Origin of the sequence: Streptomyces sp. NPDC090045 (assembly GCF_044747975.1) — a bacterium.
Classification (GTDB): domain Bacteria; phylum Actinomycetota; class Actinomycetes; order Streptomycetales; family Streptomycetaceae; genus Streptomyces.
Genome location: NZ_JBIVFA010000003.1, coordinates 342,196 through 355,181 on the forward strand (window position 1 = coordinate 342,196; position 12,986 = coordinate 355,181).

Consider the following 12,986-nt stretch of genomic DNA (forward strand, 5'->3'; position numbering starts at 1 on the left):
TCGCCGGACCGGTCAGTCCACGAGCATGCCGGGGTTGAGGATGCCCCGCGGGTCGAGCGCCCCCTTCGCGGCCCGCAGCGCGAGGGCGAAGGGCTCGGGGCGCTGGCGGTCGTAGTCCGGCCGGTGGTCCCGGCCGACGGCGTGGTGGTGGGTGATGGTGGCCCGGTGGCGGTGCAGGACCTCGCCCGCGACGGCCTTGAGGTCGTCCCACAGGGCGACCTCGTCGCCGTTCCGGCCGGCGGCGAGGACGGTGAAGTACGGGGCCGCGCCGTCCGGATACACGTGCGTCAGACGGCAGTTGACGGTGGCGGGGTGCCCGGTGGCCTTGAGCGCCGCCGCGCCGACCTCGGTGCGCACCGCGTCGATCAGGCCGGGGATCCGGTCCCAGGTGGCGGCCGTTTCGAAGGTCTCCGCGACGGCGCCCATCCTGGCCAGGCCGTCGCGCAGGTAGGGCATCCGGAGGAAGGCCGAACGCCAGGCGCTCACGGCCGCGTCACCCGGCTCACCCTTCCCGCCCCCGTTCGCCGCCTCGTACCGCCCGCCGTGCGAGCGGGCCAGGTCGACGGCCCGTTCGAGCCGGGCGGCCACCGGTTCGTCCGCCGACTCGAACCCCAGCACCAGCACGGCGCAGCCGTCCTGTGCCGCCCCGGACAGTGCGGCCTCACCGGCGTCCAGCAGGCGGCAGTTGGCGGGGGAGAGGTCGGACTGCGCGATCGCCCGCACGGCCCGGAGCGCTTGGTGGAAGTCGGTGAAGGCGACCGCGGCGGACGCCTTGTGACGGGGCCGTTCCTGCAGGCGGACCCATGCCTCGGTGATGACGCCGAGGGCCCCCTCGGAGCCCAGGAACAGGCGGTCGGGGGAGGGGCCGGCCCCGGAGGCGGGCAGCCGCCACGAGTCGCCGGTGCCGGCCGGGGTGACCACGCGCAGCGACTGCACGAAGTCGTCGATGTGCGTGCGGCCGGTGGCGTAGTGGCCGCCGGCGCGGGTGGCGAGCCAGCCGCCGAGGGTGGAGAACTCGAAGCTCTGCGGGAAGTGCCGCAGGGTGAGGCCGCGCGGCCGGAGCTGGTCCTCCAGGCTCGGCCCGAGGGTGCCGGCCTGGATGCGTGCGGACCGGCCCTCGGTGTCGACCTCCAGGACGCGGTCCATGGCGGTCAGGTCGAGGGACAGCACCGCCCGGTGGGCGTCGCCGCGGTACTCCACGCCCCCGGTGACGGAGGAGCCCCCGCCGTAGGGGACGACGGCGACCTGCCGCTCGCCGGCCCAGTGCAGCAGGTCGGCCACGTCCCGGTCGTCCAGCGGGCGGGCGACGAGGTCGGGGATGCGGCCGGGCCGTCCGCGCAGGGCGCGCATCACGTCGCGGTACGCCTTGCCCATGGCGTGGGCGGCGCGGTCCGCGGGGTCGGCGGTGACCAGGTGGGCGAGGCTGCCCGGGGGCTCCACGGCGGGGTTCGCGATGCCCAGGTCGCCGACCCGGGGAACGGGGAGCGGGCGGGCGAGGGTGCCGGGGAGGAGGGCGCCCATCGCGGCGCATTCGGCGTCGTCGGGATGGGCGTCGGCCCATCCCCAGCCCCACCAGGAGCGGGCACGGGAGGTCGGCTGCGCGGTGGTGCCGGTCATGGGGCACTCCAGGGGTCGAGGTAATTTACCTAGCGGTAAATTACCTACTGATAATATCGGCTCATGGCAACCCCATCGGCTCCTTCGTCCAAAGCCGGCACCAAGGGCGTCCCGCGGGAGCACCGCCGCCGGCAGATGCTGGAGGCCGCCACGGAGGAGTTCGGGACGCGCGGCTACGCGGCCGCGTCCCTCCCCGCGATCGCCGCGCGGGTGGGCGTCACCAAGACGCTGCTGCACCAGTACTTCGGGACCAAGGAGGACCTGTACGTCGCCTGCCTGGTCCCCGTCGGGGACCGGCTGCTCGACGCGATCCGTACGGCCATGGGACCAGACGGGACCGAGCCGCACACCCCGCAGCGCGTGCTGCAGGGGATCTTCGTCGCCCTGGAGGGGCGACGGGAGGCGTGGTTCGTGCTGTACGACACCACGCTGCCGCCCGGGGGCGAGGCCGCCCGCCGGGCTGCGGAGTACTGGGCGGCCATCGACGGTCTCGCCGCCGGCGGCACCGCGGACCTGCTCGGCGCGGCCGGATCCACCGACCCGCTCGACGCCGACGCGCTCAAGTACGTCTGGCGGGACCTGGTCGCCACCCTCGTCCGCTGGTGGGTCAAGCACCCGGAGCAGTCCCCGGAGGCCATGACCCGGCGCTGCGCCCGCCTCTTCGCGGCCGCGGCCACGCTCAGTCCTGAAGGCGGCCCTTCTCGGCCTTGAGCTTGCGCCACACGGTCCCCAGCGCCTCGATGTCCCGCTCGTCGAGGAGCTCGGTGAAGACCGGGGCCAGGGCCTCGCGTCGGGTGACGTCGGCCTCGGCGAAGAGCGTGCGTCCCGCCTCCGTGAGGGACACCTCCACCGACCGGGCGTCGCGGGCCGAGGGGGTGCGGGTCACCAGGCCCCGGGTCTGGAGGGCGTCCACCACCCGGGAGACCTGGCTACGGCTGAGCAGCGTGCTGTTGCCGAGGACGGAGGCGGGCACGGGCTCGGGGCTGGAAGCCAGCCACAGCATGACCTCGAACCAGGACACGGGGAGGTCGTGGGCCTTCACGAGGGCCCGGTCGACGCGGTCGGTGAGCGTGGTGCCGGCCCAGACCAGCCCGTAGAAGGCGTGGTCGGCCGCCGGCATCTCGGCTTCGGTGAGCTTCTTCGGCATGTCGGCAGTCTAGAGGTTGCGTGCGCACGCACATAACTTTATGGTGTGTGTGCACGCACATAAATCACGTTCCGTGAAAGGCGACCGTCATGTCGACCCTCCCCACCACCCCCGCCACCCCCGACACCTCCCTCCGCACCGTCCTGATCACCGGTACCTCCTCCGGAATCGGTCTGGCCGCCGCCATCGCCGCGGCCCGGGCCGGCTGGCGTACCGTCGCCACGCTGCGTGACACCGGCAAGGCCGACGCCCTGCGCAAGGCGGCCGCCGAGGCGGGCGTCGAGCTCGACATCCGCCGGCTCGACGTCGTCGACGAGGCATCCGTCGCCGCCGCCGTCGACGGCGTGATCGCCGACTACGGCCGTCTGGACGCGGTCGTGAACAACGCGGGCGCCGGGCACGTCGGCACCCTCGAACTCGAAACCGTCGCCGACGTCCGCGAGGTCATGGAGGTCAACTTCTTCGGCGTGCTGAACGTCTCCAAGGCCGCCCTGCCGCACCTGCGGGCCACCGGCGGCCGCCTGATCACGGTCACCAGCGTCGGCGGCGTCATCGGGCAGCCCTTCAACGAGGCCTACTGCGCCGCGAAGTTCGCCGTCGAGGGGTACATGGAGAGCCTCGCCCCCGTCGCGGGCGCCGTCGGCGTGAGCGTGTCCGTCGTAGAGCCGGGCGCCGTGGCCACGGAGTTCGTCAACAACATCGGACTCGACATCGAAGGCCGGATCGCCGCGGCCGGCCCGTACGCCGACGCGCTGCGCCACTACGTCGAGCGCACGGTCGGCCAGTTCCTGGACGGCGCCCAGACCCCGGCCGGCGCGGCCGAGTCCGTGATGGAGGTGCTGACTGCCGACCGCCCCGCGTTCCGCATCCAGACCTCGGAGTGGGCCCAGGGGTTCACCGGGACCAAGCTGGCGGACCAGGACGGCTCGGCGGTCCTCGGCATGACCGGATCCTGGGTCGCCTGACCTGCGGGGACCGGGGCCGGGGCGCCCGACCTGTGCTCCGGCCGGAACCGGGTCATCATGGCGGGAGGCCGACGAACCCTCCGCGCGAGGGTGCGGCGGAGCGAGCCGGGAGGTGACGCGTACGCATGGACGAATCACGCAGGGCCTGGATCACGATCGGTGGCGTCGTCGCCGTGATCTTCCTGAACCTCCTCGCCATCGTCCTGATGAACACCGTCGGGCGATGACCGTCCCTACCGGAGTTCCACGGTGGCGCCGAAGCCCCTGAGCCGGCCGACGACCTCCTCTGCGTAGGAGTCGGCGGGCATCCCCTCGCCGGCCAGGGCGCGCCGGGCGACCTCGAAGTCGTGCCAGACCAGAGTGAAGGGCGGAACGGCGCCGAAACCGCCGGACAGGCAGTCGAACAGCGAGTTCCAGCACCGTCCGTAGTAGCCGCCCGGGCCGCCCAGCGCTTCTCCCAGCGCGCAGTGGAGGCCGTAGTGGCCGGTCACGTACCGGCCGTCGAGGTGGTACTCGCCGCCGGTCCGGTCCGGGCCGTGACGCTTCTCCGTGAGCCAGAGCCATTCCCTCCGCAGCTCTTCCGGGAACCGCGCCCACCGGTTGGGCTCGGTGGGGAGCCCGTCCCGCCACGCCTCCCACACGGGTTCCAGCTCGGGCCGGGGCTGTTCCTCGACGTCTCCGGAGACGGTGACGTCGAGCAGGCCGCCGCCGAGGGCGGAAGGCCGCGTCTCGATGACCGACAGCACGGCGCTCCGGCCGGTCATGACGCGGCCCGTCCGGTCGACCGCCAGGATGTCGGGCCTCGTGGCGCCGCGCCCCCGCGACAGGAGCGGGGCGTCGGGGTCGCAGCCGAGGAGCCGGAGCTCGACCGGCTCCGGAGACCTCCGGGAGCGGAAGAGCCGGGGCACCGCCTCGCAGGAGCCGTACGAGGTGTCCCCCTCGGCGTCGAAGAGCTCGAAGCCGAACTGCTTCTGGCGTTCGTCCGACGGCGTGCCGAAGGACCAGGAGGGCGGCCGGACGCCGGCCGCCACCGCGATGTCGACGAGTGAGGGGTCCTCCGGGGAGGGCTGCTGGTCCACGACGACGGCGTCGCACAGCTCGTAGTCCCAGTCGTGCACCTTCTCGCCCTTGAACCGCACCTCGATCAGCATGTCGCCGATCCGGCCGCCGTCCTTGCCGTCGACGGCGTCGCGGAGCGGGCCGAGCGGTGCGCACGCGAAGAGCACCAGCTCTTCTCCGGGCACGGCCGGAACCGCCGGTTCGGCGAACAGCCCTTCCACGTCCGCGCACTTCGCCAGCAGGTCGTGCCCGCGGGCGTAGGGGAAGCTCCTGCCCTCCGGCCCGTGGTCCCTCTCCTCCACCAGGACGTACCGGAGCGGCGTGCCGCGCTCCCGGCTCCACCGCTCACGCCAGGGGTTCGTCATACCGCACATCCAACAGCGATCCACCCGGGATCTCCTGCGGTTTTATGCCGGGCGGGAGGCCGTGACTCGGCGGACCGCCTCGTTCCCATGTCCTGACATCCGGTCACATCTCTTTGACCGGACGGTTGTCCGGATCGGCTCGGGGCCGGAAAGAGGGGCTGCTCGAACCCTTGCCGTGCCGCCCGCGGTGCGCGAATGATGCTCCGGGCGTGTCGGCCGATGGCGGCCGCGCTTCGCCCGCCCTCGTCGAGCCGACCGGTCAGGAGCCCGTTTTGCGGACGAACCGTCACATCCGGAGATCAATGGTGGTCGTCGGGGCCGCCCTCGCGCTGGTCGTCGCCGTTCCCCAGGTGGCCTTCGCCGCCCCGCCCCCGGCCCTGCCCGGCCAGGCCGAGGCGATCGAGCGGACCTTCCAGCCCGCCTACGACTACGACACCGACGGCTGTTACCCGACACCCGCCATAGGCCCGGGCGGAGAACTGAACGGCGGACTCAAACCCACCGGCGCCCTCAACGGCAGCTGCCGGGACGCCTCGGACCTCCAGAACACCAACGGCTACTCCCGCTGGAAGTGCAACAACGGCTGGTGCGCCGTGGTCTACGCGCTGTACTTCGAGAAGGACCAGGCCCTCGCCGGCGTCTCCCTCGGCGGTCACCGCCACGACTGGGAACACGTGGTGGTGTGGATCCAGAACAACGAGGCCAAGTACGTCGCGACCTCCGCCCACGGCGACTTCAACATCCACACCCGTGAGCAGATCCGCTGGGACGGCACCCACCCCAAGATCGTCTACCACAAGGACGGGGTGAGCACGCACTGCTTCCGCGCGGCGAACACCAACGACGAGCCGCCCGAGAACCACCGCGGCACCTGGCAGTTCCCCACGCTCGTCGGATGGTCGGGCTACCCCGCGACCCTGCGCGACAAGCTCAGCCAGGCCGATTTCGGCAGCGCGCACTTCGGCCTGAAGGACGGCTCCTTCGCCTCCCACCTCGCCGAGGCCAAACCGGCGGGCATCCCCTTCGACCCGTACCAGTAGCCGGCCGCCCGCCGCGGAGTGGTCACCTGCCCCAGATCTTCAAGTACCCCTCGCGGTACCCGGACGGATCCCAGGACGTGGCGCCGTCGCTGTTGTCGGCCGTCGCGATGTGGACGGGGGCCACGTACCCGCTGGCGGGCTGCCCGGCGAAGGCGCGGTTGAACTCGTCGACGATCTGCCAGCCCTGCTGGGACAGCGGCTCGGGGACGGTGGCGGCCTGGAACTGCTTGCTGTTGATCCGCTGGAAGGCGGACGGGTCCCCGTCGCCCGCGCCGATGTTGAGCGGCGGTCCGGACCCCGGCTTGCCGGCCGCGCGCAGGGCCGGGGCCGCGTCCGCGAAGTAGAGGTCGTTGATGGCGACGGAGTGGGTCCAGTCGTCCTGGAAGCGGGAGAGGAGGGAGGAGACCGCCTGGGGGGTGCGGCTGGCGGCGTCCGGGATGGGGATGTTCTCGCGGGACAGGAGCCGTACGCCGGAACAGGTGGCCAGCTCCTGCCGGATCAGGTCGGACTTGTTCTTGGCGAAGGGGATCGAGTCGTCGGTGAAGAGGACGACCCCGGCATCGCCGCGGGACCCGGCGATGATCCAGTCCGCGCTGATCCGTGCCACGTCCTCCACCTTCGTCGTCACGTTGGTGAAGAGCCGGGGGCGCTCGCTCGGGCCGGGCGAACCGACCGCGTGCCAGCCGACGACCGGGATGTCCGCGGCCTCGGCCCGCGCCATCTGCTGCGAGGTCAGCTGGGGGTCGAAGCCGCCGACGACGATGCCCGAGGGCTTGAGGGTGATGGCCTGGCTGAGCGCCGCCTGGATGCCGGCGGGGGTGCCCTCCCCGTCGATCACCCGGACCTTCCAGCCGATGGCCTTCCCGGCCTCCTCGACCCCTTTTGCGACGCCCGCGACACCGGGGTTGGTCATGGTCTGCGCGACGTAGACCAGGGTCTTGTCGGCTGCCGCCGGGGGGCCGCTGGTGGGGCCGTGCCAGGCGGCGTCGGTGTTCTCGGCCTGCCGGACCGCCGCCGCGGCCTTCGCGAGGGCGGCGGGGCACCCGGCCTTCGACGGCCCGGCGCCGGTCGACGGGCCGCTCCCGCAGCCGGCGACGAGGGCCGTGGCCGCGGTCAGCAGGGCTGCGGCCGTGAGGGTGGTCTTGCGGTTCGGGTACACGGTGCTCCTGGTGCGGGTGCGCGTACGAGGTCTGCTACGGACGGCTGTCCTGCGGTGGTGCGGCCCGGGGGCGAGCGGGGGACCGGCGGGTCGCCGCGGTGCCGGTGCGCAGCCGGCGGCGGGCGGAGTAGCCGGCCAGGCCGACGGCGATGAGCAGGGTGGCGCCGTTGAACAGCGGCGTCGCCCAGAACTGGGCGCCGAGCTGGCCGATGCCGGCGAGGCCGATGGCGAGGACGGCGACGGCCACGATGGTGCCGAGCACGTTGGCGCGGCCGGGTTTGATCGTGGTGGCGCCGAGCAGGGCGCCGACGAAGGCGGGCAGCAGGTACTCCAGCCCGACGCTCGGGTTGCCCGTCTGCTGCTGGGCGGCGAGGAGGACCCCGGCGAAGCCGACGACCAGGCCCGATCCGGTGAAGGCGCAGACGGAGTACCGGTGGGTGGGGATGCCGATGATGCCGGCGGCGCGCGGGTTGGAGCCGATGACGTACAGGTACCGGCCGAGCGGCAGCCGCTCCAGGGCCACCCAGAGGCCGGCCGTGAGGGCGAGTACGTAGAAGGCGGGCAGCGGCAGGCCGAGGAACCGGGAGTCGTAGAGGCCGGTGAAGTCGGCGGGGAGGCCGTTCGGGCCGGGGACGATCCGGCCGCCGTCGGTGATCCAGCCGGTGAAGGCGTACATGATGCTGCCGGTGCCGAGGGTGGCGATGAAGGAGTCGATCCGCCCGAACTCGACGATGACGCCGTTGAGCGCGCCGACCGCCGCCCCTCCGAGGACCACGACCAGACAGGCGGCGGGCCAGGGCCAGCCCTCGTTGACGATGAGCTGCATCACCAGCACGTGCGCCAGGCCGAGGCCGTAGCCGATGGACAGGTCGAACTTGCCGGCGGCGATCGGGATCGTCGCCCCCAGCGCCAGGAGGGCGGGGATGGACTGGTTGGAGAGGATCGAGGACACGTTGTCCCGGGTGGGGAAGGTGCCCGGCAGGGTGAGGGAGAAGACCAGGAAGAGCAGGACGGCGAGGGCCAGGAGGCCGTAGCTGCCGACGAGGTGCCCGCGGAGGTGGCCCAGCAGGGATCGGCGCGAGGGGGAGTGGGTCATCGGCTCGTCGCGGTCCCGGTGATCGGGGGCATGGCCGAGGCGGTCCGGGTGAGTTCGGTGACGGTGAGGGCCGCACCGGTCAGTTCGGCGCTCACGGTCCCGCGGACGAAGACCAGCGCGCGGTGGCACACGCCCGCGACCTCCTCGAAATCGGTGGAGATGAGCAGGACCGCGAGGCCCGAGGCCAGCGCGTCGTCGAGCAGCCGGTGGATCACGGCCTTGGCGCCGACGTCCACACTGGCGGTCGGTTCTTCGAGGACGAGCAGGCGCAGGTTCCCGCGGAGCCACCGGCCGACCATGACCTTCTGCTGGTTGCCGCCCGACAGGGTGGCGATCGGCACCTCGCTGTCGCGGGGGTGCACCGAGAAGCGGTCGATCAGGGCGGTGGCCTCGGCGCGCTCCCGGCGGGGGCCGGTCCACCGCAGCGCCGGGACCCCGGCGGCCCGGGGGTTCGCCAGGAAGTTCTCCCGTACGGTCAGTTCGGCGGCGCAGCCCTCCTCCTGACGGTTGCCCGCCACGAAGCCGACGCCGGAGGCGAGGGCGTCGGAGACCCGGCGCGGGCGGTACGGGCGGCCGTCGAGCAGCACCCGCCCGGCGAGGATCGGCCGGGCGCCGGCGAGGGCGCGGCCCAGGTCCATGTGGCCGGCGCCGGTCAGGCCCACCATGCCGAGGATCTCCCCGGCCCGCAGGTCGAGGTCGACCGGTCCGGCGTACGCGGTCCGCACGCCCTCGAGGCGCAGCAGGGGCGGGCCGGTGGTGGCGCGGGGCGCGGCCGGCGCGTGGGCGGCCGGTTCGTGGCCCACGATGGCGCGCACCAGCCGGGCGGGAGCGAAACCGGCGAGGGGGCCGCGTTCGACCACGTGGCCGTCGCGCAGGACGGCGAAGGTGTCGGCGACCTTGTACACCTCGTCGAGCCGGTGGCTGACGTAGAGGATGCCGTGCCCCCGGTCTCGCAGGGCGTGCAGGACGTCGAACAGCCGGGCGCTGTCCGCGGCGGGGAGGGTGGCGGTCGGCTCGTCGAGCACGATGAGTTCGGCGTCGGTCGCCAGGGCGCGGGCGATGGCGACCAGCGAGCGCTCGGCGGGGGCGAGATCGGCGATGCGGGCGTCGGCGTCCAGGTGCCCGGCGACGATCCGCAGGGCCTCGTCGCAGCGCTCGCGGGTGCGCCGCCAGGAGATCAGTCCGTGCCGGCGCGGGTAGCCGGTGCCCAGGGCGACGTTCTCGGCCACCGTCATCCACGCGACGAGACCGAGGTCCTGGTGGATGAAGGACATGGTCCGGGCCGCGGCGTGCGAGCCGAGCGGATGGCCGGCCACCGTCACCTCGCCCTCGTCGGCGCGGTGGACCCCGGCGAGCACCTTGATGAGGGTGGACTTCCCGGCACCGTTGGGACCGAGGAGGGCGAGGACGCTGCCGCGGTGGATGTCGAGGTCGACCCCGGCCAGTGCCACCGTGCCGCCGAACCGCTTGCCGAGACCGCGCATGCGGACGAGGGGTCCGCCACCGGGGGGCGAAGGCGGGCCCGTCGAGGTGTCGGGAGCGTCATGCACAGACTTCTCCGGGGGTCGGCCTCCGAGTCTTCCCGACTGCATGGGGATTCTATGCCGATCTGCCCGCATATATCCGGTATTGAACTCGCCGGGACGTGCCGTTGTAGGTGACGCCGATGGATGACGCCGTGGGCGACGCCGTCACGCCGCGGTCAGGGCGCACTCGGCCCAGATGACCTTGCCCTCGGTGGTGTACCGGGTACCCCAGGCCTGGGAGAGCTGGGCGACGAGGAACAGGCCGCGGCCGCCCTCGTCGGTGCTGGCGGCGTGGCGCATGCGCGGGGCGGAGTTGCTCGCGTCGTGCACCTCGCAGATCAGGGTGCGGTCGTGGATGAGGCGTACCCGGATGGGTGCGGTGCCGTAGCGGACGGCGTTCGTGACCAGCTCGCTGAGCAGCAGTTCCGTGGCGAACGCGGACTCGTCCAGCCCCCACCGGCTCAACTGGCTCACTGCGGCGGCGCGGACCTCGCCCACCAGGGCCGGGTCGGCGGGCAGGTCCCAGGAGGCGATCCGGTCGGCGGGCACGGCGTGGGTGCGGGCGACGAGGAGGGCGATGTCGTCGGCCGGGTGCTCGGGGGCCACGGCGTCGAGCACCGCCTGGCAGGTCTCCTCGGGGGCGCGGTCCGGGTGGGCCAGCGCGCGGGTGAGCTCGCCGAGGGCCACGTCGATGTCGCGATGGCGGTCCTCGACGAGTCCGTCGGTGTAGAGGACCAGCTGGCTGTGTTCGGGCAGCTGCATCTCCACCGACTCGAAGGGGAGCCCGCCGAGGCCGAGCGGGGGTCCGGCGGGCAGGTCGAGGAGGGTCACGGCGCCGTCCGGGTGGACCAGCGCGGGCGGGGGGTGGCCGGCGCGGGCCATGGTGCACCGCTGCGAGGTGGGGTCGTAGATGGCGTACAGGAAGGTGGCACCGACGATGCCGCTGCCGAGGGCCGGATTGTCCCCGCCCTCCTCCCGGTCGAGGCGCACCATCAGGTTGTCGAGGTGGGTGAGGAGTTCGTCGGGGGCGAGTTCCAGTTCGGCGAAGTTGCGGGCCGCGGTGCGCAGCCGGCCCATGGTGGCGGCGGCGTGCAGTCCGTGGCCGACGACGTCCCCGACGAGGAGGGCGACGCGGGTGCCGGACAGGGGGATGACGTCGAACCAGTCGCCGCCGACTCCGTGCTCGGCGGGCAGGTACCGGTGGGCGACCTCGACGGCGTCCTGGTCGGGGAGTCCGCGCGGGAGCAGGCTGCGCTGGAGGGCCAGGGCCAGGGTGTGTTCGCGGGTGTAGCGGCGGGCGTTGTCGATGCAGAGGGCGGCGCGGGCGGCGAGCTCCTGGGCCAGCCAGCGGTCGTCGTCCCCGTAGGGGGCCGGGTCCTGCGAACGGTAGAAGCTCGCGATGCCCAGGAGGACCCCGCGGGCGTACAGGGGCACGGTGATGAGCGAGTGGATGTTGTGCGCGAGGAGCAGCTCGGCGTGCTCGGGGTCCTGGGCGATCCAGCCGAAGGCGGCCTTGAGGTCGGGTTCCAGTACGGGCTGACCGGTGATCAGACAGCGCATGTGGGGCGTGGTCGCCCGGAGGGTGACCTGCTCGCCCACCGGGTAGAAGGGGCAGTCCTCGCGGATCCCGTGGACCACCGTCCGGTGCATCTCGGAGGTGGGGTGGGCGGACTCCTCGCCACGCAGGACCGCCTCGGGCATGTCGATGGTGACGAAGTCGGCCAGCCGCGGGACCGCTGTCTCGGCGAGCTCCCAGGCGGTGCGGCCCACGTCCAGGGTGGTGCCGATGCGGTTGCTGGCCTCGGCCAGCAGTTCCAGGCGGCGCCGCGCGGCGACGGCGTACTTGCCCACCTCGGGCTCGCCCACCAGCACCAGCCCCCGGACCATGCCGCCGGAGGGGTCCTCGGTGCCGGGTGCGCCGGACGCGCCGGGTGCGCCGCCGGACGTGCCGGAGGTGCCGGGCGCGCGGGCGGCCCGCGGGGCCGTACGGGGTGCTGCGCGGGAAAGCGGCCCGGGGGGCGGGCCGGTGGGGGCGGGGGCGTGGTGCTCCTCCTCCTCGGGGAGGAGCGCCTCGATGACGATGCCCTCCACCCCGGAGGGGCTCGTCACGGGACGGCTGACGAGGGTGACCCACCGGTCGCGGGACAGGGACACCTCGGCGGCCGCCCACTGCGCCGAGGACATCAGCTCCGTGGCCTTCTCCTTGAGCGTCATCTGATCGCTCTGCTCCAGCTCGCTCTGGAGCAGCTCGGCCATGCCGAGCCCGTGCCCGTTCCCGGAGTGCTCGTCCGTCCCGGTCCGGCTCGCGGCGTCGAGGTAGGCCTGCAGCAGGCCGCGCTCGCGCGCCGAACTCTGCTCCATCAGCCGTCGTTCGATCGCCTCGGCGGCCTTGCGCACCACGGGGACCAGGGCCGGGTCCGCGTCGGTGTAGGGATAGCCGAGGCACAGGACGCCCTCGATGTGCCCGCTGAGCTGGTCGCGCAGGGGGATCGCCGTACAGGCGCTCGACTGGGACCGCTCGGCGAAGTGCTCGGCGCCGAAGACCTGGCAGAGCCGTCGTTCCGCGAGGGTGAGACCGATGCCGTTCGTCCCGGCGAACTGCTCGGCGAAGACGAAGCCAGGGACGGTCTGGATCGGGGAGAGGCGCTTGACCATCGACTTCTCGCCGAAGCGGCGTTCGAGCACGGTGCCGTACCCGTCGGCGAGGCTGATGTTCATCTGGCTGCCCGCGAAGACCGACTCCAGCCGGTCGAGCACGGGCCGGGCGGCGCGGATGAGCCGGCCGTCCGGGTCGAAGTCCTGCGTGAAGGGAAGCTCGGACTGGTCGGGCGAGATCCCCAGCAGCTGGCTGCGCTGCCACGAGTGCAGGATCGGCCCCCGCACGCTCCCCTCGACCGACTCGCCGTGCAGGAATCGGTCACGGGGACGCACGGGCCCGATGCGGTCTCCCACCACCCCCATGTGCACCACTTCCCTCGGCCGTCAGCCCTCGGTCCATGCCGTCATGCCCTG

At 73.1% G+C, this 12,986-nt stretch carries 10 protein-coding genes; 3 read left to right on the plus strand and 7 right to left on the minus strand.

The window, feature by feature from the left end; genetic code table 11:
- Positions 1-12 precede the first annotated feature (12 nt).
- Complete coding sequence (locus ACIPYQ_RS10465) at positions 13-1,617, minus strand: FAD-binding oxidoreductase (RefSeq protein ID WP_401248448.1); 1,605 nt, start codon at positions 1,615-1,617, stop codon at positions 13-15.
- Between the two features lie 63 nt (positions 1,618-1,680).
- Here ACIPYQ_RS10465 and ACIPYQ_RS10470 point away from each other — a divergent pair, with 63 nt between their 5' ends.
- Positions 1,681-2,328, plus strand: a complete 648-nt coding sequence (locus ACIPYQ_RS10470) for a TetR/AcrR family transcriptional regulator (protein WP_401248451.1) — start codon at positions 1,681-1,683, stop codon at positions 2,326-2,328.
- Here the strand turns inward: ACIPYQ_RS10470 and ACIPYQ_RS10475 are convergent.
- A complete protein-coding gene (locus ACIPYQ_RS10475; protein ID WP_401248454.1) occupies positions 2,297-2,764 on the minus strand; it encodes a MarR family winged helix-turn-helix transcriptional regulator in 468 nt (155 codons plus the stop codon). The genes ACIPYQ_RS10470 and ACIPYQ_RS10475 overlap by 32 nt on opposite strands.
- A gap of 89 nt (positions 2,765-2,853) precedes the next feature.
- Here ACIPYQ_RS10475 and ACIPYQ_RS10480 point away from each other — a divergent pair, with 89 nt between their 5' ends.
- The gene (locus ACIPYQ_RS10480) at positions 2,854-3,729 is read left to right on the plus strand and encodes an SDR family NAD(P)-dependent oxidoreductase (RefSeq protein WP_401248456.1); all 876 of its coding nucleotides are present in this window, start codon (positions 2,854-2,856) and stop codon (positions 3,727-3,729) included.
- Positions 3,730-3,962: 233 nt separating this feature from the next.
- On the opposite strand, the gene ACIPYQ_RS10485 is transcribed toward ACIPYQ_RS10480, so the two are convergent.
- A complete protein-coding gene (locus ACIPYQ_RS10485; protein ID WP_401248459.1) occupies positions 3,963-5,153 on the minus strand; it encodes a barstar family protein in 1,191 nt (396 codons plus the stop codon).
- Between the two features lie 302 nt (positions 5,154-5,455).
- Between ACIPYQ_RS10485 and ACIPYQ_RS10490 the strand changes: the two genes are divergently transcribed.
- The gene (locus tag ACIPYQ_RS10490; protein ID WP_401248462.1) at positions 5,456-6,193 is read left to right on the plus strand and encodes an NPP1 family protein; all 738 of its coding nucleotides are present in this window, start codon (positions 5,456-5,458) and stop codon (positions 6,191-6,193) included.
- Positions 6,194-6,215: 22 nt separating this feature from the next.
- Here ACIPYQ_RS10490 and ACIPYQ_RS10495 read toward each other — a convergent pair whose 3' ends face one another.
- The 4 genes from ACIPYQ_RS10495 to ACIPYQ_RS10510 all read right to left on the minus strand — a co-directional run bounded on the left by ACIPYQ_RS10495 (position 6,216) and on the right by ACIPYQ_RS10510 (position 12,935).
- Positions 6,216-7,352, minus strand: a complete 1,137-nt coding sequence (locus tag ACIPYQ_RS10495) for a substrate-binding domain-containing protein (protein WP_401248465.1) — start codon at positions 7,350-7,352, stop codon at positions 6,216-6,218.
- Positions 7,353-7,386: 34 nt separating this feature from the next.
- Positions 7,387-8,448: an ABC transporter permease gene (locus ACIPYQ_RS10500; RefSeq protein ID WP_361756738.1), complete on the minus strand. Its 1,062-nt coding sequence runs from the start codon at positions 8,446-8,448 to the stop codon at positions 7,387-7,389.
- Positions 8,445-9,998: a sugar ABC transporter ATP-binding protein gene (locus ACIPYQ_RS10505; RefSeq protein ID WP_401248468.1), complete on the minus strand. Its 1,554-nt coding sequence runs from the start codon at positions 9,996-9,998 to the stop codon at positions 8,445-8,447. The genes ACIPYQ_RS10500 and ACIPYQ_RS10505 overlap by 4 nt, the downstream gene beginning before the upstream one ends.
- Positions 9,999-10,139: 141 nt before the next feature.
- On the minus strand, positions 10,140-12,935 hold the full coding sequence (locus ACIPYQ_RS10510) for a SpoIIE family protein phosphatase (protein ID WP_401248471.1): 2,796 nt from the start codon (positions 12,933-12,935) through the stop codon (positions 10,140-10,142).
- Between the last annotated feature and the right edge of the window lie 51 nt (positions 12,936-12,986).